Source organism: Peribacillus sp. NPDC076916 (assembly GCF_050269675.1).
GTDB lineage: Bacteria > Bacillota > Bacilli > Bacillales > DSM-1321 > Peribacillus > Peribacillus aracenensis.
The window spans coordinates 29,120-51,113 of record NZ_JBNNIU010000014.1 but is presented as its reverse complement, the minus strand read 5'-3'; the positions used below and the strand labels follow the sequence as shown (position 1 = coordinate 51,113).

Sequence of the window (21,994 nt, the reverse complement as noted above, 5' to 3'; positions counted from 1 at the left end):
GGATGTCCCCGGAACGGGGCATCCTCCTTTTTATTATGTCTGGTTCTTCTCATTTAATATATAACGTAATTTCCGTATGGATATCTGCAAGCGTTTGGCTGCCTCATTCCGGTTGCCGTAAGTTTTTTGCAGTGCCTGCATGACGAGCTCCTTTCCAATTGTGGATTGAAGCTGTTTGATTTCCGTAAGTATTTCTTCAAGCATCAGTTCCTCCTTTTCATTAAAGTCGGCCACTAGCCTTTTTCGCCATTCTTCAAGAAGGTTTTCAGTTGACTGAGTCCCATTAGTGGACACGTTTTTGTCAGGCGTGATCTGGCTGTTAGTGAGAGAGATATCATTGGCGGATATTACCGACTTATGGTCTGCGAGAGTTAATGTTCGCATGACGGCATTAGATAGTTCGCGTATGTTGCCTGGCCAGTTGTATTGCTGTAATTTTTCAATGGCCTCATTGGAAAAAGAGATATCTCCATGACCATTCCTCTCAATCAAGTGACGGACAAGCAAGGGAATATCCTCTTTTCGGTTCCTTAAAGGCGGGATATCGAGAGTCACGACGTTCAGCCGGTAAAATAGGTCTTCCCGGAATTTATTTTTGTCCACTGCCTGCTGTAAGTTTTCGTTGGAGGCTGCCACTAACCGGGCGTTCGTCCGTAATGTCCCGCTGCTGCCAACCCGCATGAATTCCCTCGTTTCCAAAACTCGAAGCAATTTGACCTGGATGGCGGGACTCGCATCCGCAATTTCATCAAGAAAAAGCGTCCCGTTCCCGGCAATTTCGAAAAAACCCTTTCGCAGCTGGGTCGCTCCGGTGAAAGCGCCCTTTTCATGACCGAATAATTCGCTCTCAAGCAGGGATTCAGAGATCGCTCCACAATTGATGCCGATAAAAGGTTCATGGTTTCGGGGGCTGGCAATGTGAATGAAGCGTGAAAGCACTTCTTTACCGCTTCCGGTTTCTCCTTCGATTAATACATTTACGGATTTTTGGGCGACCTTGAAAGCCGTTTCAATCAAATTCTTCATTAAAGGACTTTCGCCGACAATGAGTCCTGAATCCTCAGCCAGTTTATGGATGAAATGCTGATTCAAATCTTCATTTTCATTTAAAAGGTTGTCAATCTGCCTTTCCAGTACTTCAATATCCACAAAGGGTTTTTCCATATAATCACTCGCGCCAAGTTTCATTGCATCAACAGCGGTCTTGACGGTGCTGTATCCGGTCATGATCAGTACCTTGCAACGCGGCTGCAGCTGTTTTAGATGCTGCAGGAGGGAAAGTCCATCACAATCCGGAAGTTTCAGGTCTATCATTGCGACATCAAAACGCTGCTGATTCCAATCTATTTCATGAAAATCCTTCCCACTATTCACAACTTGTACGAGATAACCTTTCATCGTAAAAAGGCGGGAAAGAAAAGTCCCAACCTCTTTCTCATCGTCTACCACAAGTAAATGGACCACATTATCATCCCCTTTCCTGTTCTGCTTGTAAGGGAAGCCTCAGGAAAAAAGTGCTTCCTTGTCCTGGTGTGCTCAAAACGTCGATATAACCACCATGGTCTTTGGCGATGCCAAGGCTTACAGACAGCCCCAAACCGGTACCTTTTTCACGGTCTTTAGTTGTATGGAAGGGATGGAATATGAAGGGCAGGCGTTCTTTTTCAATCCCGGTTCCGTTATCAGTCACCCGAACCACCATGAACTTGTTATCTGTATAGGTAGTGATCGCAATCGATTTTTCCGTTTGGGTGGACTCATCCAATGCGTCCTTGGCATTCAATAGCAAGTTGATGATGATCTGTTCTATCTGCGGCTGGCTGCCCTTTATGTAAGGAAGGTCTTCCTGAAGGGTAAGATGGAGGGATATCAGCTTCTTCCCAAGTTGGAACTTCAAAAGGTTCAAAACCTGGTTAATGGCTTCGTTAATAGAGTAATAGTGGAATCTATACTCATCTTGCCTTGAAAAGGTAAGCAGGCTTTTCACTATTTGCCTGCATCGATCTCCGCAAACCTTAATATCGTTTAACAGCATATGATCCAGATTATCCTGTGGGGTTTTACGTAATAAAATTTGCGAGTTACCAAGAATGGCCGTTAATGGGCTATTCAATTCATGGGCAATCCCAGCTGCCATTTCACCGATCGCCCCAAGTTTACCGGCGTGTAATAGCTGGACTTCCATCTGTCTTCTTTCGGTGACATTTTTATAATAAGCAATGACCCCATATACTTGATGTTCCTTATTCTGAATCGGGTAGGCATGCATTTCCAGGATGGTATCATGCTGAAGGAGAATTTCCTGAAATCCTGGCTTATTACATGAAAAGGTATCTTGAATCAGATTTTGGGATTTTTCAATTAAAGGAATCTGGTCAGAAAAGTCCCTGGCTGAATCATTGGATTGATAGACCGCTCCTTTTTGATCAAAGACGATGATCATGTCTTCGACTGCCTTGAATGTATCCTCCCACTCCTGTTTGGAATGAAGAACTTCCTTATAAAGCTGGGCATTCTCCAAAGTTAACGCAAGCTGATTGGATAGTTGCTCAAGAAATTCGAGTTCATCTTTATGCCATGTTTTCTTTTTCTTCCTGCCAAAAGTCCAAATTCCGATTTTTTTACTTTTTCCGTATAAAGGGACCAATAGAAGTGATTCGATCTCAAGGGATAATAGACGTTCCTTTTCTCGGAAGTCCGGTAACTGTTTAACTTCCACCTCAATGGGCAGTTTTTCTTTCAAGGCAGACGAGAAATCCTGAAAAGGGTGTAACAAATTTTTGGCATCCATTTCAAGTTCACAGTGACCATTAGGGCAGATATGAAGAAGGGAAGGTTCTTCCTCATACAATATGACAAAATGACTGTCATCGAAGGTAATGAGCTGCCTAAGTTTTGTGATAACATTTCGGAGAATCTCTTGGATGTCGATGTCCATATTCATATTTTTAGTGATGTCATTCATGATTTCAAGCTGCATATTCTTCTTCTTCAGTTGATCCACGGTTTTCTTAAGTTCCGTGTAATACGTTTTCTTTGAAGATTTAACACCTGTCATTAAGTCTATCAATTCAATTTTGTTCATGCTTTTCACCTCTTAAAGGGCTGTAAGAAGCAGCTGATTAATCTGTTCTAATGACATATCACGAGGATTGGTGATCATGCAGGCATCCTCAAGAGCGGTCATCCCTATGGGGTCTATCATTTCTTTCGTAATGCCGACATCACTTAAACTCTTGGGAGCCCCTATATCCTGGGATAATTCCCTTACGAAGTGTATGGCTGCCATTCCTGCTTGCTGCTCGGTCAATGTCCGTGTATCGATGCCCATGATTTCTGCAATCTCGCTGAATCGCCTTGGTGAGGCAATTCGATTGAAATCCATGACATGGGGAAGGAGTATCGCATTGATTTCACCATGCGGAAGGAGGTATTTGCCGCCTAAGGCATGTGAAATGGCATGGGCAGCTCCCAAAATGGCGTTTGAAAAAGCCAGTCCAGCCTGAAGGCTTGCCATCGCCATCGCTTTTTTTGCTTCCTCATTATGCCTGGATGCAACAGAGGGGCGTAAGTGGCGGGAAACGATGGAAAGCGCGTTTTTGGCTTGTACATCTGTCAAAGGCGTCGCTGCGATTGAAACATAGGATTCAATGGCGTGGGTTAAAACATCCATTCCTGTAGCTGCGGTCAAATCCGGTCCCAAGGTGGTTAAGGTACCAGGGTCGACTATTGCAATATCGGGGACGAGTGATTTTGAAATGATCGTCATTTTTTTCTCGCGGAATGAATCGACGATCACTGAAAACTGAGATACTTCCGAACCCGATCCTGCAGTGGTCATGATCATCACCATGGGCGGGAGGGGTGAGTGGACTTTATCAACACCTTCATAATCACTGATGATGCCGCCATTCGTTACTAAAAGTGCAACCCCTTTGGCGACATCCAAAGCACTGCCTCCTCCCAAACCAATGATGGCATCACATTCTTGTTCTTTAAATGCCAAACAGCCGGCTTCGATCTCCCTATCCTTAGGATTGGTCGTCATTTCTATGAAGGTAGCAAAAGCAAGGCCTGCATCTTGGCAGGATGTAATGACTATATCTAACCAGCCAGCATTGGCCACCCCTGAGTCGCTGACAATCAAGGCCTTTTTGGCACCCAAACGCAAGCAGGCCTCGCCAGCTTGTTCAATCGAACCTTTTCCAAAAATCACTTCCGGCATCACGAATTTAGTTATCGACATCTTTGCGCCTTCTCCCTGTGAAAATTCTATTTCTTCTGTATTATTTTCCCGAAAAAGAGCGAAAATCCTGTTTGGATTCCAGGTATTTTTATATAATCTGACAAAATATCGAATGATAAGAAACTTTTGGCACGAGTCAAACCTCCTGTTAATTTCTTAAATTTGTAAATTTGTTACTTTAGACATGTATGAATAGGGATAAACCTACCTAGTTGGTATTTTCTATATATTGTAAAATGAAGGTGAAATCTATTAAACTGGGAGGCAATCTATGAAAAAACAATTTCTATCGGTAACCTTAATCGCAGCATTGACACTCGGGACAGCCGGGACAACTACCGCTTTAGCAACGCCACATCCATCGCCGGTGCTATCTGCTCCATCCACGGACAAGCAAGTCATTAAAAAAATCGATGCCGATCGAATCTACAAGAATATTGAATACCTCTCACAAACACCTCGGGTCGCCGGTACCGATTCTGAGTATAAAGCCGTCCAATTCATCAAAAAGCAATTCAAATCTTATGGCTATAATGCCGATATCGAAGAGTTCAATTTTTTATCTTATACAGACCCAAATCTGGTCGAACTGTCCGTTGCCGGATTTGATGGGGAAATCCAAGCGAACCATTTAACCTATTCTGTTAATGGGGACCTATCCGGTGAATTGGTATATGCCGGTTTAGGAACGAAAGAAGAGCTGGAGGAAACCGACGTTTCAGGGAAGATTGCCCTTATACAAAGAGGGAGCCTCACTTTTGCAGAGAAAGTATTGAATGCAGCAGAAAAAGGGGCAGCGGGAGTCATCCTATTTAATAATGCAGATGGGGAATTAAACGGGACACTCGGAGAGGACAATGACAAGTATATTCCATCTGTCACGATAACCAAAAAGGATGGAGAAGCCCTGCTGGAAAAATTGAATGCCGGAGTTAAATTGACAGCATCATTAAAAATCGAAGGAGCCTATTCCGGAGAAAAGACCTCTTATAATGTAGTGGCAACGAAAAAAGCAACAAAGAACAATAAAGCAAAAAAGAGCGATATCATTTATATTACTGGACATCATGATTCCGTAGCAGGGGCACCCGGAGCGAATGATGATGCATCAGGAACATCCGTCACCCTTGAACTTGCACGTGTTCTGAAGAATCTTCCTACAGATACGGAAATTCGCTTCGTCACCTTTGGGGCCGAGGAAAATGGATTGCTAGGTTCACGGCATTATGTGAACAATCTCTCTGATGATGATATCAAGCGAACCATTGCCAACTTCAATCTGGATATGGTGGGAAGCAGGGATGCCGGGGATTTGGTCATTTTGACTAATGATGGAGAAATGAACCTTGTAACCGATCTGGCCCAGGCATCAAGTACAAGACTGAATGGAGAGCCGACTCCATATGGACAAGGCGGGCGAAGTGACCATGTATCGTTTGCTGAAGCCGGGATTCCCGCTGCTTTATTCATCCACAGTCCATCAGAACCTTGGTATCATACTCCTGATGATACCATTGATAAAATCTCAAAAGAAAAGCTTCAAGATGTTGCCGAAATTGTCGGCACCGCTGTCTATGACCAAGCTAAAATCGAAGCTAAAAAACCTGATCCAAATCATAAAAAAGGGAAAAAGGTGAAAGTACCGCAATTATTTGACGAAAAGGAATTCAAATAATGCAGTAAATATTTAGAGGGTGCAGCCTGCACTCTCTTTTTATATTTAAAAATGGAAAACAGGGGTAAAAGGTCTAATCTGGAAATGGTGTCCATGGGGAAGATTCTCTAAACACCTAGCATAAATAGCTTATTTATCCCTATTTAACTCTAAGACTATAATCCTTATAATGAAAAATATGAAAAATATGACAGTCTACATAATGAGAATAGTATGTTTGAGGTGATTTTTTAAGTGTATGCAAATTCATTGAGTGAAATTCACTCTGCCCTCTCCAGTAAAATGTCCGATGTGAATGAAAAAATCAATCGTTTGGAGCAGGCAAAAAGACAAATCAAAGACGAACAGAATGCTTGTCTGGGGGAAATTGCCAAAATTAAAAATCCGGACTTGGGTAAAAGCTGGACGGGAAACCGTGCAGAAGACTTTCAAGATGCCCGCAGTGATGCATACAAGGCAATGACAACGATCATTCATGATGATTATGACGACTATCAAGAGAAAATCGACGGTAAAATCATGATGCTTAATATAGAAAAAAAGGCTCTGAGTGCTGCAGGCACCATAGCCCATGAAGCCGATGTACTTTTAGGTAAAGGGGAAGCCGTCATAGATAAATTGGAAAGTAAAATATCTTATTTAAAAGGGTGGTTGTTTTAATGACGACAATCAAACTGAATCATCCTGCCGTAACGAAGCAAGTCGATCAGGTGAAGACGGCACTTGGTACAGTCACGCTCGGAAATTTGCCGGCCGGCGAGCTTGGCAGCAATAAATTGGAATTCACCTCGAAATGGATCGACCGGGAAACGAACCTGGAAAAGGTCTTCGAGCAATATATCAAAATCGTCCAGAAAAATGTGGAAGATACCCGTGCAAACATTGACTTATTAAAAGAACAGGATGAAGCCATCGCCCATGTGTCTTCACATGGGTATCCTACGCGATGAAAATATATGAAGCCAAGACATTGACGGCCGCAACCAAGTCGCGCGCCAAGCAATATGAAGAACTAAAGAAGGAAGTCGCAGCCCTGAAAAAGGAATTTCAGGGCATCGTCGGCTTGGATAACGAGTTTCAAGGAGCCGGTGCCACTGAAATCAAAAGCTTCTATGAAGCGCAAATCGAGGTGGCGGACGCCTGGATGGAGCTATTCACGACCCAGATCAGTTTTTTGGAAGGCATTCCGGCCAGCCTGGAAGAGGCGGACCTCTCCGGAAATACGGTGGTCGAGGTTCCCTTTTTAGATGGGGAAGTCTCGAACGGCATTAACCAAGCGAAGTCGCTTGTCGATGAACAAGCGAACGATCTTCAAAGAATCCTCGAAAGCATTGACGATATCCTGCCTCTTGATAGGTTCGATCAAAAGGACTTTAATGAGAAAATCACGCTGGCCGGACAGAGGATGGATGACACCGTGACAAAGGTCGAGAATGTCGACCGGCAATTGGTCGAGGAATATGATGTGTCCGTCGGGCAGGAAAACGTGGCCGTTGGCCTCTTCCGCGCCTTACTTGACGCCACCAAACAGGACGGCACCGTTTCACCGATAACCTTTAACCAATCGGCATTTAAGAATAGTGACGTCTATCAAGTGAAGGATGAAGTAGCCAGTCAGATGAAAGACTATCAGACCTTCAAAAAGCAGCAGGCCGAAGCCCGGAAAATCGAACAAGAAATGGAAGAACTCGAAAACCGCCCATGGTACGAAAAAGCCTGGGATACGACAAAGACCTTTACAGGGGAATTCACGGGATATTATGATTCTATCAGGGCCTCAACCGGAGTCGATCCAGTAACGGGCCGCAAGCTGTCTGATGCTGAACGAATCGCCGCCGGCGCCATGGCCGCCGCTGGATTCATCCCCGTCGTCGGCTGGGCCGGCCGAGCCATCAAGGGTGGCAGCGCCATCTACAAGACCGCCAAAGGACTCAACGCAGCGAACCACGCGCTCGATGCCTATAAAACGACAAAAGGCTTTAGCCTCCTCCAGAAAACCGAATACGGGATATACGGACTCCTCGCCGCCAACGGCCTCTTTGAGGCCGTCGCCGGCAAAGACATGTTCGGCAACCAGCTAACCGAGGAACAGCGCCAGAACGGGCTGTTGATGGCACTTGGAATCGGTGGCGTGGCAGGTGCGGCTAAAATCGCTGATAAAGTAGCGAGTGGTACAAAGCTCGTCCCTTACAGCAAGGAATTTGCGCAAAAGCAGGTTCAGAAGGTTCAAGCCATCATCAACGGTATCGGCAAAGCCACATATGAAAATGTGATAAAGGTGGGTAAAGCCACTGGGAATGTTGCGAAAACAACCGGCCGTTTTATTACCAATGAAACAAAAAACTTTAAGGAAATTGCTGTATCTCATGGGAAAGTGGCTGGACGGACAATTGGTGAAATCAAAATGCCTGTTCTCAGACCATCCCTTCAACCTGCTGGGCATAATATGGTTGGACTTGAAACTGATTCAGTAAAAGTGAAGGAGCTCGTACAGAAATTTAGTGTTAGAGGTGGGGCCAGTGAAGCAACCCCTACAATTAGTAATATAGCCGAAGCTCATGAATGGGGAGAAGCGTACTACGCTAAGTGGTTAGATTCTTTGACCGAAAGCGAAAAGGCAGCAATTAAACAATACACTGGAAATGATTATCAATATATTAATAAATATTTGAGAGGAATTGAAAATTCTTTATATGGAATAGATAAGCAGGTTATTGATGATATTAAAAGTGGCCTGAATAAAGCAGCAGTTCCACATGATATGCAGATTTTTAGAGGAACTGACCTCACGCCATTAGAAAGTATTTTAAAAATAGACGACCATGGTAATATAGATTTGGGTTCGTTAATAGGAAAGACTTTTAAGGATGAAGCATTTGTGAGTACTGCGATTGTAAAAGAGTCATCATTTGATTATAAACAGGTTTCTTGGACTATAAATGTTCCAAAAGGAGCGAACGCTGCTTACGTTGGGAAAATTAGTGAATTTCCTGATGAGGCCGAGTTACTTCTAAATGCTGGTCAAGAATTACTTATCAAAGATGCCAATGAGGATGCGTATGGTAAGCTGCATCTTGTATTAGACTTAAACAAAAAGTAGGTGTAAAGAATGGCAGGCAGAAGAATGGTAGACAGATGGGAAGAAGATAACAAGATTTTTATGAGTTTAGCTATTAAGAAAAGAGTATTACCGAGTATGTATGGCGGTATTATCGGAGACATGCTTGGTGTTCCAGTTGAATTTAAAAAAAGAGGGACATTCACTATTAATGATATAACGGGATATGGAACCTATAATCAGCCGCCAGGTACCTGGTCGGATGATACTTCGTTAACTTTATGTTTAATTGAAAACTTAATTGAAAAAAGCGATTCAGCGGAGCTAATGCAAAAATTCGTTCAGTATATGGAATCTGGTTATTGGACACCACATCATGAAATGTTCGATATTGGCAGAACGACCAGTGAAGCCATAACCAAGTTTAAAAATGGAACGCCAGCGCAAGAATGTGGCGGAAATGCAATGTTTGATAATGGGAATGGGGCGTTGATGAGGATTGCTCCAGTAGCATTTATCCTTATTAATAACTTTAATTTCATTGAAAAAATCCAAACCATTAAAAAGTATACGGAAGTAACCCATGCACATCCGCGTTCTGTGGTAGGTTCCATTATTTATGTCGAGTTTTTACTTAGACTTTATTATAATAATTCTCCTGAAGATGCAATAAGACAAACAAAAAAACTTTTTGATGAGAATTTTGATAAAGATCATATATACCAAAAAGAGCTGCAATCTTATTCAAGAATTTTTGAGGAAGATTTCTTTTCATTACCACAAGAAGAAATTCAGTCAGATGGTTATGTCGTGCATACGTTAGAAGCAGCCATTTGGTGTTTAGGAAATTCAGATTCATTTAGCGAAGCCGTTTTAAAAGCAGTGAATCTAGGGGATGATACGGATACAGTAGGTGCCATTACAGGCACAATGGCAGGTATGTACTATAAAATGAACGACATTCCTAAAGAATGGCTTGAGAAAATCAAAAGAAAAGAAGATATCGATGAATTAATTAATCAATTCCATAGTTTTTGTGCAGATAAAGCAATTAAAGAAGAGTATGGAGATTGATGTAAATCACCCATATAAAAGCCCCCTATAAAAGTCCTTTATAGGGGGTTTTTATGTCTAGAGTCCAGTTTATGCTATGTTAAACGGGTAGCGAAGCAGTTTGAATTTGGGTGATGGAGAATGGAGTGAGTGGAAAAAATGATAAGAAAAGGTGAGTATACGATCTATAATGGGAAAGAGTATAGATTCATAGAATCGAATACAGTGGGAGCTATTGAATTAATAACCAATGATAAAAAAGATATGGGCAATGGCTTTACTTATTATAAAAATAATATTTACACGAAAATAGTAGGTTTAAATGAAGTTAAAGAATTATATTCTATTAATCCCTATGCTGTATACAAGGGAAAGCTGTTTCCAGCATCAGAAGAAAGAACAACTGGTAAAGTATTGTTAGTTACAACAAACACTGAACTTGCTAAAAGGATGGGTTTTGAACGTACAGATAAATATATGTACTCCAAATCTGTTGAATGGGATAAAGTGGAGATAATCGAGGAGAGGAAGCCCTATTCAATAGATTAAATATTTTCGTTTCAAATGCGATTTATATTTATTGCACTATATAGGAGAATAAAATGGATAATAAGAAAAAGCAGTTAATCAATCAAATAAAAGTTGTAATAAATAATCTTGAAAATGATTATTATAATGAAATTACTAGCGGCGTTTTACAACTTATATATATAAGATATAAGAATGCATTGAAATCATTGGAGGATAATGAAGATATAAGAGAATTAAATATAATAGGTGGCATAAGGGCGTATATGGATAGTTATAGTGACTATCAAAATCCATTATTAGAAGAATTACATAAAGCTGAAAAATTATATAATGAATTATTGAATACTTGATAAAGTTTGAAAATGGAGGAACCTATGATAAGAAAAGGAAAGTATGCAATGCATATTGGTAGCGAGTATAGTTTTAATCTACTGGAAGATAAGTCTATAAGGTTAATAAGTCATAAACAAGCTGATTTATCTCAAGGTTTCAAACATTTAGATGAAAATATCTATATAAAAAATGTTTCTGTAGAAGAGGTAGAAAATTTATTTAAGATAAATTCAAAGGCAATATATAAGGGAAGGGTGTTTCCAGCATCTGAAGATAGAAAAACCGGAAAAGTATTGTTGGATACAACAAACACTGAACTTGCCAAAAAGATGGGGTTTGAACGTACAGATAAATATATGTACTCCAAATCTGTGGAATGGGATGAGGTGGAGATAATCGAGGAGAGGAAACCCTATTCATTAGATTAATTTCCTCATTTAAAGCGCCTTTAAGGTCTCCTTACATAAAGTAAAAGTGATTATTCGTTCAAAAAGTGGGTATAAAGTATTGAGCGGTCTTTCATTTAATATCTAGCACTAAGTTTTCTTTATGTTGAATAAGGAGAATTTGGTGGGAGGTGATTAAATGAGGAAAGCCTATGGTATAAAAAGTTTAATAATTTACCTTGAGTCGGTAAATTATTCAATTACCGAAGAGGAAATCAATGATCTAATATTAAATAAAAAGATACCCCATCTCAGACCCATTGATAATTTGCTGATTTTTAATTTAGATCATATTGATGGCTGGCTTAGTGATCAGCAATTCAAGCCTTAGTTAATTGAAGCCCTGCTTAAAGTGGGGTTTTGATTAATATGTTGTCCTGCTATCTAAGTGTATTGATGCAAACACGTGAATATGAAAAAGGAAAAGCTAGCCAAAGTGTTTCTTGGAAACCTTGGCTAGCTTTTTTGTTTTAAAAAAAGAGGGCCCTGCATATTAACGGCATACTAATTGTAACGAATCAGCCCCAGTTGAGTTAGTAATGACAGTATTCTCCCGTTACAATATTGGCCGAAGGTGCCAGAATTTATAACAGCTTAAGTAGCGCCTGTGCACCTGTTAGGATAATTCCTATTATAAAACCACAGACCGCTCCGTTCACACGAATCCATTGTAAGTCTTTTCCTACACCATTTTCCATCATATCAATAAGTGTTTCATTGTCTAGCTTATCTAAATTTTCCTGTACAAGATTACCGATCTGCGTATGATTTTTTTCAATGAGAACAGTAATTTGTTTCTGTATCCATTGGTCGATGTGCGTACTATTCTCTTTTATGTTGTCCAGTACGTGCTGAATCATTGGAGTCAGGTAAGTATCCATGAAATGTTCACCTTCTACAAAGTCTAACGCATCTTGTTGAATTTGCTGTAAACTTCCCGTTATTGTCGCTTCAGGTTCCCATTTTGTCAGAAGTTGTTTTTTCCATTTTTCAACTCCTTCTAACAGTTCCCGGTTATGGTTAATGCCTTGTATCTCATTTCTGATATATAAGATTAAAGCCTCTCTATTTGGTTCTTTCTCGTTTTGTAAATTATTTACGACACTTAACAAAAGGTTTTGTATGATATTCCCAAGTTTCTCTTCGTTAAGCAGACTTTGAATGGATTTGACGGCAAACTGAAGCATGCCATCCAGTTCAATCTTGCTTAGTACATCCATGGAAACAGTGCCAAGTCGACGGCTGGTTTGTTTTTTCCTTAACCAATCTTCCGCTTTTTTCAAAACATGATCCAGAGCCTTCTTATCGAATTGTTCATTAAGTAACTCTGAACTTATTAGATGAAGAATCTTGCCCATGTCTATGTTAGAAAGTGATGCTTCAATTTTTTTTGCAACGAAAGGTGTAATCTTTTCTATATCTATATAACAAATCAATTGCTTGATAAGTTTAATCAGGACTTTTCTAAAAGTATCACTTTGTACCTCTTTTACTAAAATGGGAATCAATTTTTCTGTAAAAGGAACATGTTTTACTTTGTCTTGAATACTTTCCTTAGAAAGCCAGTCATTTTTTAGCATCGAAACAAGTGCATTTGTCATTCTTTTACGATTGTTGGGCAAAAGCGCTGTATGGGGGATCGGTAATCCAAGTGGATGGCGGAATAATGCAGTGACTGCAAACCAATCTGCCAATCCGCCGACTAAACCAGCCTCAAACCCTCCATGTAATAAATCTAACGGCAATGAACCTTGAAATGGAGTGGTTGCAATATAACCCGCTCCCATGATCATTAATGAATATCTAGCTATTTTTCTTGAAGATTTTATTTTTGGTGACATTATATTCCCTCATCCTTAAAATGATAGTCATTACTATAACCCGAATCATTAGCAAATTTTATAACTTACTTTTATCTAGTAGTATAGCAGGTAGTTCAAAAAAATACTCCCAACAAGGGCAGTCAGTTCATCTATCGGGGAATGGGGAATCGCCCTTTAAGTATGAAAGCTTAAAATATGCCACATGAATCGAACTCACAATCATTGATATTTTCCTTTGAATTTCAAAGGTGGGGATGGTTGATTCACATAAAAAAAGCCGATTATTCAATCGGCTTTTTTTATTCATCCAACAATATTATGATACGTCTGTTTTTATCGTATAATTTGTCCCTGCATTTTTTTTATCTTTCATGCGACTGAAAATAAAGGCTAGAACGGAACGTGATATATTATGCCAAATACTGAAAATGGCACTAGGTACAGCGGCCAAAGGCGAGAAATGGGCCGTTGCTATAGCTACACCTAAACCTAAACCGGAATTCTGCATACCAACCTCCAACAGCTTTCTGTTTAGCTAAATCCATCCCACATAATCGAGCAAAGAAAAAGCCGAGAAGAAAGCCAAGAACATTATGAAGAACGACAACTGCAAAAATAAGCAAACCTGTTTTAGCCAGCTGAGCTTGGCTGCCAGCCACTACGGCAGATACGATCAGAACGATAGAAATGACAGATACTAGAGGAAGAGCCTTTGCCCCAGCTTCTGCCTGTTTACCGAAAAACTTTTTAACGATGAATCCAAGCAACAATGGGATGATTACCACTTGAATGATGGAAATGAATAATGATCCAATACTGATATCGACCCATTTACTTGCCAAGAGCAAAATAAGCAGTGGGGTTACGATAGGCGCTAGAATAGTGGTAACAGAAGCAATGGCAACTGCAAGCGCCACATTTCCTCTCGCAAGAAACACCATGACATTTGATGCTGTGCCACTAGGGCAGCATCCAACAAAAATAACCCCAGCAGCCACTTCTTTCGGTAAGTCGAACCCTATTGCTAATGCAAATGCCATAAATGGCATAATGATAAAATGTCCTGCTACCCCTAGTGCCACTTCTTTTGGACGCCGGAAAACTTCTTTAAAATCCGATGCTGATAGTGAAAGTCCCATGCCAAACATGACAATTCCTAATAATGGAACAATATAGGCTCCAATCCATATAAAATGATCAGGCAAGATATAAGCGATTATGGCGAATTCAGGATATTTTAAACCCCTTTAAAAAAATCCCATATGGTTATTTTCATTATGGACAGTCATATTTAAAGCGGTGATTTTTGGAACTATAATTCTCTTCCGCTAAAAATAGTGTGAATATGACATTTACTATAGAAATAGGGACAGGGTTTTTAGAGAATCTGTTCGATTTTTCACTTTATCTTTTAATAAAAAATAAGAGGGTGCTGTATATTGGTGGCAAACTAGTTAATAAGGAACTGGAGATTGAATTAGTATTTGTTGTTTTACAGGATCAATTATTGCTATTGTAAGTTTAGCTAGGGCTATAAAAGAAGTGGAGATGTGGTTTCTTTGATACATATATTAATTGCGGATGATGATCGGCATATTCGGGAGTTGCTTAAATTTCACTTGGAAAAGGAAGGATACATGGTATCGGAAGCAAAGGACGGGAATGAAGCTTCCTTGATATTGGAGAGGGAACGGATCCATCTGGCGGTTGTCGATATTATGATGCCATTTAAAAACGGACTGGATCTTTGTAAGGAAATCCGGGATCAATATGATCTGCCGGTCATTTTATTGACAGCTAAAGATCAACTTATCGATAAGGAAAAGGGGTATTTTGCGGGTACGGATGATTACCTCGTGAAGCCATTCGAGCCACGGGAACTTCTATTCCGGATAAAAGCGCTATTGCGAAGGTACCGTATGGTGAATTCTGAATCCATCTCATTGAATCAAACGGTCATTGACCGTAAAAGTTATGAAGTTCGAATAATGGGGAATACGCTGCTCCTGCCACTTAAGGAATTCGAGCTGCTGGCACAGCTTGGGAGTTTTCCAGATCAGGTCTTTACGCGTGAACAGCTTATTGAATTGGTATGGGGTGCTGATTTTGAAGGGGATGATCGGACGGTCGATGTCCATATTAAACGGTTAAGGGAACGTTTTGCCGGGCGGACCGATGATTTTGTTATAACGACTGTCCGTGGCTTAGGTTATAAACTGGAGGTCAACAAGAAGTGAAAACACTTTATTTCAGGATAGTTATTCAAACCATTTTAATCATGGTGCTTGCCAGTGTCATCGCTTTTTTAATTTCCAATGTTTATTATCATCAGGTTCAAAAACCCAACAATGGTGAGAAGATAAAGAAAGTCGCAAATGATATCGTCTCCTTATATGAGGAAAATCCTGATCAGGATATTGATGCGTATTTAACTCATATTGCAGGATTGCACTATCAAATGTATCTATTTAATGAGCAGGGTGAAGGAACTTTATACGGTGAGCCTTTTCGGGAAACGGCATTGGACACAGATACGATTTCTGCAGTTTTGAACGGGAAGACCTATCAAGGGATCGCCCATTATAATAATGGTTTATTTATTACCGGATTTTTTGAAGATGTATTGATTAATAGCATTGGGGTCCCGATGGACGTCAATGGTGAAAAACATGCATTGTTTGTAAGGCCGAATATAGAGCTGCAGTTTGGTGAATTCCGCTTTTTCCTTGCAGTTTTGCTTGTACTCACACTCCTTCTCAGCTTTTTATTTGTAATCATCAACACGCGTTTCATCGTTAAGCCGATTACGAAATTAACGGAAGCTACAAAAAGAATCGCCGATGGGGATTATAGTAATGAATTGAATGTCACCCGGAGCGATGAGATAGGGGATTTGGCACAGCATTTCTCGAAAATGACTCATAGTATCCAACGGTTGGATGATATGAGGCAGGAGTTCGTATCGAATGTATCCCATGAAATTCAATCTCCACTTGCATCCATTCAAGGTTTTTCCCAAACACTTCAATCGGAGGAATTAACAAAAGAACAAAGAAATCAGTACTTGTCCATTATTGAAAAAGAAAGCAGGCGCATGTCGTTGTTAAGCAAACAGCTGCTCATGCTTGCTTCGTTGGATAAAGCGGATGATCCGCTGCAACGGTCCCAATTCGATTTAGCGCAACAAATACGGCAAGTGTTGTTCATGCTGGAATGGAATTGGCGGGAAAAAGAGATGGTGATCGAAATGGATTTGCCTTCAACCTCCATTTCTGCAGATGAGAAACTTTTAAATCAAGTATGGACGAATTTGATAACCAATAGCATTAAATACTCGGAAAACGGCAGTTCGATCAATATTCGGATAAAAAAAGTAGGCAGTGCTGTTGAAGTGATGATTGCGGATACGGGTATGGGAATTCCGGAAGAAGACCTCCCTTATATCTTTGATCGGTTTTATAAAGTCGACAAAGTGAGGAACAGGAGTGAAACAGGAAGCGGATTAGGACTTTCGATTACGAAGAAGACGGTTGAACTTCATGGGGGAACGATCGAAGTTCAAAGCGAACTCGGTAAAGGGACCACTTTTTATATACGGTTGCCCCTTATGTAATCAGTTGTTCATCTTCCATTCATATTGATTGTTTACAATCAGGTCATACCGAATCAATTAGGACTTGATCGGTAAACAGAAGGAATGGGAGATGAAATAATGTTTTTGGCAATACGTGAACTAAAGCATTCAAAGTTACGTTATCTGCTGATTGGACTGATCATGGTATTGGTCGCTTTGCTTGTCTTTATCATTTCAGGATTAGCTAATGGACTTTCTTCGGATAATGCTTCATCCATACAAAACATGAAGGCCGACTATTTCGTAATGGAGCATGACTCCAAAAATAAATTGAACCGATCGATCATATCCATGGAGAAGCTGGATGAAATCCGGGCTTCGGCGGATGTTAAAGCAGCCGAAGGTCTGGGACAAATGATGATCACATTGAATAAAATCGGCTCATCGGAGAAAACGGATGTCACCATTTTTGCGACCGAAGCCAGTGGTATTTTAGCACCGAAGGTCATTGAAGGAACGAACTATGACAATGAGAAACAAGGTGAAGTGTTAGCAGATCGTTCTTTAAAAGAAGTGGGGTATAAATTGGGTGATTCACTTAAAGATGACCTATCAGGTAAGGTTTTCACCATTGTTGGATTTACTGAAAAGCAGTCTTACAGCCACTCACCGGTAGTTTACATGAATGTTAAGGGGTGGCAGGAGATTAATCCTGCATTGAAAAATCAAGAGAAAGATTCAATCAGCACAATAGCCGTGCAAATGGATTCGAAGGCAGAAGAAATTGTACGTGAATCACTGCCTGAAGGACTAACGCTCATTTCAAAAGAAGAATCTCTTCAGAGTATACCAGGCTACAAAGAGGAACAGGGCACGTTGACGATGATGATTGCCTTCTTGTTTGTCATCGCAGCTTTTGTTTTGGCTGTATTCTTTTATGTGATTACCTTGCAGAAGACGAATCAATTTGGAGTCCTTAAAGCACTTGGGGCCAATACGGGCTACCTGGCAAAAAGTATCGTTGGTCAAGTAATGCTGCTTGCCGTGACATGCATAGCCATCAGTGTTGCCCTGACATATGGCGTCACGTTAATCATGCCAGAAGGAATGCCATTTGAATTGAGTACCGATTTGGTCGTTAAATATTCCGTGTTACTTTTGGTTGTATCCGTATTGGGTTCACTGCTATCACTATACCGAGTAGCGAAGATAGATGCGATTGAAGCGATAGGGAGGGTATCATGATGGGGGATAAACTATTATTCGAAAACGTCAGTAAGATTTATGGGGAAGGCGACAATAAGGTGACAGCCCTTGATAATATTTCCCTGAATGTGAGGGCGGGGGAGTTCGTCGCCATCGTGGGTCCTTCAGGTTCAGGAAAAAGTACTTTTCTTTCGATAGCAGGTGCCTTACTATCTCCGAGCAAAGGCCGCTTACTGCTGAATGATGAGGATATTACAACTCTATCCCCAAAGGAATTGACTAGAGTGCGCCTTGAAAAGATCGGGTTTGTATTCCAATCATCGAATCTTGTGCCATATCTCACCGTACGGGATCAGCTTCTGCTACTTTCTGAACTGATTGGCAAGCGGGATAAAAAAACCATGAAAAAAGCGGACGAATTGCTTGGCCACCTTGGACTTGGACATCGGGCAGATCACCTGCCGGAAGCACTGTCGGGCGGTGAGCGGCAGCGTGTAGCCATCGCCCGTTCGCTGATGAATGATCCAGAAATCATTTTAGCGGATGAACCAACCGCAAGTCTTGATTCCAAAAGAGGCAGGGATGTTGTTGAAATGCTTGCACATGAGGTGAAGTCAAGAAATAAAGCGGCCATCATGGTAACGCACGATGAAAGAATGTTGGATTTATGTGATCGAGTGGTCAATATTACGGATGGCAAGGTTTTTGGATGAAGTTAAAAAACACACTCTCATGAGCTGATCATTAAATAATCGCCGCCTCTCCAAAGAAGAGGCGGCAGAAATCGCTTGGATTGGAACCTGGTCAATCGGGCCTGCAATCATGTATAATATTTTGCTTGTATCCTATAGTTATCTTCGGATTGATCATATTTTTTTATCTTAAAGAACAAACAGTGATAGGTTGCTTTCACACCTGATTCATTTCGATATTCTTTATCATATATGCTGATTAACTCTCGAAAAAAGGAAGGGCGCTGGCAGTAATTTTCTTTGTTGCTGTTAGCTGCACCAATCTTTTTAATTGAAGTGAAAAATTCACGTACTGTCTGAAAGTACTCCAGTTCAAACTCTTCCATTTTTGTTATCTTGATTGGAACTGCTGTTGAAAAAGGGATTGCTTCTTCACAAACTTGGGATAATTCTTCTAGAGAATAAAACATTTGACCTGGTGAACTATCAATGGCAAGCTCAAGCTTGTCCTTCGCCTGTTCATATGACATATGAAGCTCTTGAAAGGTATCAATTCCGAACGTTGAAAATATGAGGCTTCCATCAGCGGTTAATCGTGTAAACAGTTTTTCAAGTGTTGCAGGAAGTTCATTCAGCCATTGAAACGTTGCATTGGAAATAATCAAGTCGTAATGTTCATTAAGCGCCATTTCTTCGATATCCGTACATAAAAATGTAACACGTTCTTCATCTGTCATTCCTTTCGCCACTTCGACCATTCCTTGTGCCAAATCAACAGCCGTAATAGCGGCATTAGGGAATGTTTTGACGAGTAACCTGGTTAAGTAACCAGTGCCGCAGCCAATTTCAAGAATATTGGTTACCTGGTTGGTGTTTATTTCAGGAAGCAAATCCACTAATTGTTTTGCCATGTTTTTTTGAACATTGGCATACGCGTCATATGTTTTCGCATGTTCACTGAACCGCTTACTTAACAATCGCTTATCAATCATAAGTGTACTCCTTTTGAATAAAAGTTTTTATCTGCTGCATACATTCCTGTGGTCTTGTGAAAAACGGAGTATGGCCAGCGCCTTCGATAATATGAAACTCGGCTTTCCCACCGAGGTTTTCTTTAATGAAAGATGAGGCTTCGAGTGGACAAATGTTGTCTTCCCTCCCATGAAGCAATAAAAAGGGGGCTTCAATCCTATTGAGGCTTGCTCTAGCATCTTTCTGAAGTAAATAATTCAAGCCAATAAGAAGCGAAGACACATCATCTCCATGAAACTCGCTTTGAATGGTCTTGATGAATTGATGATATAAACCTTCTTCTTTTTCAGCTTCGGAAAACATCGCTTCATAGAAAGAAGCCAAAGTCTTCTCTTTATTGCGTTGTAGCTGTTTCTTCATGCGCTCGACCATTCGTGAATCCCAGCCAAATGAATAATTCTCTCCTGTTATAAACCGACTTGTTGCACCAAAAAGGATAAAACCTTTTATTTTTTCTTTATACGAACTTGCAAGTTCAAGTGATACTAATGATCCTAATGACCAGCTCAGTATATAAACTGGACCGTCGATGGAAGCGATTGTGTCTATGACTCTTTCTTCAAAGTCATTTAGTGCTTTCATATCTCTCCATTCTATAAATGAAAGGTGGAATACATCTGACAGCGGTTTGATTAACGGTTCAAACGCGCCTTTTTCCATTCCCCACCCAGGAAGCATGACTAAATTCGGCTGTTTCATTCAATAACACCCATTTCCTTTCCAATGACTGAAATTTTTTCAACTGCCCAATCAAGCTCTTTTTTATCGTGGAGAGCTGTTACGGTAAACCGGATCCTCGCCTCATTTTCAGGAACGGTCGGCGGCCTGACAGCAATAGCTGCAATTGCTTCTTTCTGTAAACGTGCGGCAAATTCCATCGCTTTTTCGTTTTCCCCGATGACGATAGGAACAATTTGCGATCGACTTCCGCAAATATTAAACCCGTTATATGTGAGTTCTTCTCTAAAGTGTCCTGAATGTGTTTGGAGCAGTGAGCGGCGTTCTGGTTCTTGCTGTACAAGTTCAATCGCTGTTTTTATGGCACCGAGAATGGCCGGGGGAAGTGCAGTTGAATAAATGAATCCGCGCATGCGATTTTTTAAATAGTCGATTAGCCATTTTTTTCCGACGACATAGGCACCGAATGAACCGAGCGCTTTACTGAATGTTCCCATTTGGATATCTATTTTATTTTGAAGTTGGAGATGACCGGCATAACCTTCACCTTTTTTACCGTAGATGCCGCTTCCGTGCGCTTCATCTGTCATTAACATTGCGTTATAACGTTCCTTTAACCGAACGAGGTCTTCGAGATAAGCAAAGTCACCGTCCATGCTGAAGACAGTATCCGTCACGATTAATTTACGTGCTTCAATTGGTGCTTTTTTCAAAAATGCTTCTAAATGATCTAAATCATTATGACGATAGCGTATATGCTTTGCACGGCTTAAAAGAGCTCCATCGACAATGCTTGCATGATTCAATTTATCGCTATAAATAATATCGTTTCGGGACAGCAGGGTGGATATTATTCCAAGGTTCGCGTTATATCCACTGTTGATAATGAGTCCCGCCTCGGCTTTCTTCCAATGGGCAAGAGCTTGTTCGGCTTGCTCATAAAGGGGATGATTGCCAATAATTAAACGTGAAGCCGTTGCTCCTGCACCATATGTATGTACTGCATCCACCATCGCCTTTTTCAGCCGCTCATCCCCTGCATATCCTAAATAGTTATTAGAAGCTAGATTCAGCATCCTGCACCCATTGATCGTAAGCCATGTCTGCTCGGCAAATGCCGTCGATACGAGTTCACGCTTTTGAGATATCTCTTCTAAATAAGCCAGTTCCTTCTTTATTTTCTCTTCCCAACAAGGTAATTGTTTTTCACTGTGCATGCCCATTCTCCTTTTTTATATGTTAACTAAAATAAATATAGGTTAACATATAAAATATTCTAATCATGACCCAATGAAACTGTCAAGCCTTGAAAAAGGACTGATAATAAAATGAAAATCCAATCTGGGAGTAATCAAAGTTCAAAAAAAGACACATATCAAAAGCGTGCGGTTGGTTATATGAACCAATTCGAGAAACATGAAACTAACATAAAAATAAGTTTAGGGAGAAGGAGGCTAATGATATTTGAATGGGCAGCGGCTTTGTTAAGCTAATGTATAAAAGAGCTTAGTGAAAATTAGTCCCATTTGTATGTATTAAGCCCGTTCATTGAAGATAATCTAACTTCCAAGGTAGTCTTTTTGTTAAACCTTCAAATCTTTGAAGGATTAAATGGAATTCCATGTTACTATAGAGCAGTGAAATTAC

20 protein-coding genes and 1 pseudogene are annotated in these 21,994 nt (G+C 40.6%); 13 read left to right on the top strand and 8 right to left on the bottom strand.

Annotated elements, in window-relative coordinates; translation table 11 throughout:
- Positions 1-33: 33 nt before the first annotated feature.
- The 3 genes from ACQKFG_RS24325 to ACQKFG_RS24315 are packed head-to-tail and all read right to left on the bottom strand — an operon-like array spanning position 34 to position 4,246.
- Positions 34-1,464 carry a sigma-54-dependent transcriptional regulator gene (locus tag ACQKFG_RS24325; protein WP_427563589.1) on the bottom strand — a complete coding sequence of 477 codons (1,431 nt, stop codon included), beginning with the start codon at positions 1,462-1,464 and terminating at the stop codon, positions 34-36.
- Between the two features lie 4 nt (positions 1,465-1,468).
- Positions 1,469-3,085 (bottom strand): GAF domain-containing sensor histidine kinase, encoded by a 1,617-nt coding sequence (locus ACQKFG_RS24320; RefSeq protein ID WP_427563587.1) that lies wholly within the window; start codon positions 3,083-3,085, stop codon positions 1,469-1,471.
- A 12-nt stretch (positions 3,086-3,097) separates the two neighbouring features.
- Positions 3,098-4,246 (bottom strand): iron-containing alcohol dehydrogenase, encoded by a 1,149-nt coding sequence (locus ACQKFG_RS24315; protein ID WP_192207668.1) that lies wholly within the window; start codon positions 4,244-4,246, stop codon positions 3,098-3,100.
- Between the two features lie 271 nt (positions 4,247-4,517).
- Between ACQKFG_RS24315 and ACQKFG_RS24310 the strand changes: the two genes are divergently transcribed.
- The 9 genes from ACQKFG_RS24310 (at position 4,518) to ACQKFG_RS24270 (ending at position 11,673) form a co-directional block, all read left to right on the top strand.
- Positions 4,518-5,921, top strand: coding sequence for a M28 family peptidase (locus ACQKFG_RS24310; protein ID WP_192207669.1), 1,404 nt, complete (start codon positions 4,518-4,520; stop codon positions 5,919-5,921).
- A gap of 234 nt (positions 5,922-6,155) precedes the next feature.
- Positions 6,156-6,581 carry a YwqH-like family protein gene (locus tag ACQKFG_RS24305; protein WP_342614974.1) on the top strand — a complete coding sequence of 142 codons (426 nt, stop codon included), beginning with the start codon at positions 6,156-6,158 and terminating at the stop codon, positions 6,579-6,581.
- The gene (locus tag ACQKFG_RS24300) at positions 6,581-6,871 is read left to right on the top strand and encodes a YwqI/YxiC family protein (RefSeq protein ID WP_192207671.1); all 291 of its coding nucleotides are present in this window, start codon (positions 6,581-6,583) and stop codon (positions 6,869-6,871) included. Before ACQKFG_RS24305 ends, ACQKFG_RS24300 begins: the two co-directional genes overlap by 1 nt.
- Positions 6,868-9,021, top strand: coding sequence for an ADP-ribosyltransferase (locus ACQKFG_RS24295; RefSeq protein WP_427563584.1), 2,154 nt, complete (start codon positions 6,868-6,870; stop codon positions 9,019-9,021). The genes ACQKFG_RS24300 and ACQKFG_RS24295 overlap by 4 nt, the downstream gene beginning before the upstream one ends.
- Positions 9,022-9,030: 9 nt before the next feature.
- Positions 9,031-10,053: an ADP-ribosylglycohydrolase family protein gene (locus ACQKFG_RS24290; RefSeq protein WP_192207673.1), complete on the top strand. Its 1,023-nt coding sequence runs from the start codon at positions 9,031-9,033 to the stop codon at positions 10,051-10,053.
- A gap of 129 nt (positions 10,054-10,182) precedes the next feature.
- Positions 10,183-10,581, top strand: coding sequence for a hypothetical protein (locus ACQKFG_RS24285; protein ID WP_342614976.1), 399 nt, complete (start codon positions 10,183-10,185; stop codon positions 10,579-10,581).
- A gap of 53 nt (positions 10,582-10,634) precedes the next feature.
- Complete coding sequence (locus ACQKFG_RS24280; RefSeq protein ID WP_427563582.1) at positions 10,635-10,913, top strand: hypothetical protein; 279 nt, start codon at positions 10,635-10,637, stop codon at positions 10,911-10,913.
- Between the two features lie 24 nt (positions 10,914-10,937).
- Complete coding sequence (locus tag ACQKFG_RS24275; RefSeq protein WP_192207676.1) at positions 10,938-11,324, top strand: hypothetical protein; 387 nt, start codon at positions 10,938-10,940, stop codon at positions 11,322-11,324.
- A 157-nt stretch (positions 11,325-11,481) separates the two neighbouring features.
- Positions 11,482-11,673: a hypothetical protein gene (locus ACQKFG_RS24270; RefSeq protein ID WP_427563580.1), complete on the top strand. Its 192-nt coding sequence runs from the start codon at positions 11,482-11,484 to the stop codon at positions 11,671-11,673.
- 253 nt (positions 11,674-11,926) lie between these two features.
- Here the strand turns inward: ACQKFG_RS24270 and ACQKFG_RS24265 are convergent, their stop codons facing one another.
- Positions 11,927-13,183, bottom strand: coding sequence for a DUF445 domain-containing protein (locus tag ACQKFG_RS24265; RefSeq protein WP_427563578.1), 1,257 nt, complete (start codon positions 13,181-13,183; stop codon positions 11,927-11,929).
- Between the two features lie 298 nt (positions 13,184-13,481).
- A pseudogene (locus tag ACQKFG_RS24260) lies at positions 13,482-14,391 on the bottom strand (bile acid:sodium symporter family protein); the annotation flags it as partial.
- A 333-nt stretch (positions 14,392-14,724) separates the two neighbouring features.
- On the opposite strand from ACQKFG_RS24260, the gene ACQKFG_RS24255 reads away from it, so the two are divergent.
- The 4 genes from ACQKFG_RS24255 to ACQKFG_RS24240 all read left to right on the top strand — a co-directional run bounded on the left by ACQKFG_RS24255 (position 14,725) and on the right by ACQKFG_RS24240 (position 18,658).
- Positions 14,725-15,402, top strand: coding sequence for a response regulator transcription factor (locus tag ACQKFG_RS24255; RefSeq protein ID WP_427563576.1), 678 nt, complete (start codon positions 14,725-14,727; stop codon positions 15,400-15,402).
- Entirely contained in the window at positions 15,399-16,778 is a 1,380-nt protein-coding gene (locus tag ACQKFG_RS24250; RefSeq protein WP_427563574.1) for a sensor histidine kinase, read from the top strand. The genes ACQKFG_RS24255 and ACQKFG_RS24250 overlap by 4 nt, the downstream gene beginning before the upstream one ends.
- A gap of 99 nt (positions 16,779-16,877) precedes the next feature.
- Positions 16,878-17,984 (top strand): ABC transporter permease, encoded by a 1,107-nt coding sequence (locus ACQKFG_RS24245; protein ID WP_342614981.1) that lies wholly within the window; start codon positions 16,878-16,880, stop codon positions 17,982-17,984.
- Positions 17,981-18,658 carry an ABC transporter ATP-binding protein gene (locus ACQKFG_RS24240; protein WP_349729805.1) on the top strand — a complete coding sequence of 226 codons (678 nt, stop codon included), beginning with the start codon at positions 17,981-17,983 and terminating at the stop codon, positions 18,656-18,658. Before ACQKFG_RS24245 ends, ACQKFG_RS24240 begins: the two co-directional genes overlap by 4 nt.
- A 107-nt stretch (positions 18,659-18,765) precedes the next feature.
- On the opposite strand, the gene bioC is transcribed toward ACQKFG_RS24240, so the two are convergent.
- The 3 genes from bioC to bioF are packed head-to-tail and all read right to left on the bottom strand — an operon-like array spanning position 18,766 to position 21,564.
- A complete protein-coding gene (gene bioC, locus ACQKFG_RS24235) occupies positions 18,766-19,629 on the bottom strand; it encodes a malonyl-ACP O-methyltransferase BioC (RefSeq protein WP_427563571.1) in 864 nt (287 codons plus the stop codon).
- Positions 19,622-20,368 carry an alpha/beta fold hydrolase gene (locus ACQKFG_RS24230; RefSeq protein WP_427563569.1) on the bottom strand — a complete coding sequence of 249 codons (747 nt, stop codon included), beginning with the start codon at positions 20,366-20,368 and terminating at the stop codon, positions 19,622-19,624. The genes bioC and ACQKFG_RS24230 overlap by 8 nt, the downstream gene beginning before the upstream one ends.
- Positions 20,365-21,564, bottom strand: a complete 1,200-nt coding sequence (gene bioF, locus ACQKFG_RS24225) for an 8-amino-7-oxononanoate synthase (RefSeq protein ID WP_427563568.1) — start codon at positions 21,562-21,564, stop codon at positions 20,365-20,367. Before bioF ends, ACQKFG_RS24230 begins: the two co-directional genes overlap by 4 nt.
- Positions 21,565-21,994 lie beyond the last annotated feature (430 nt).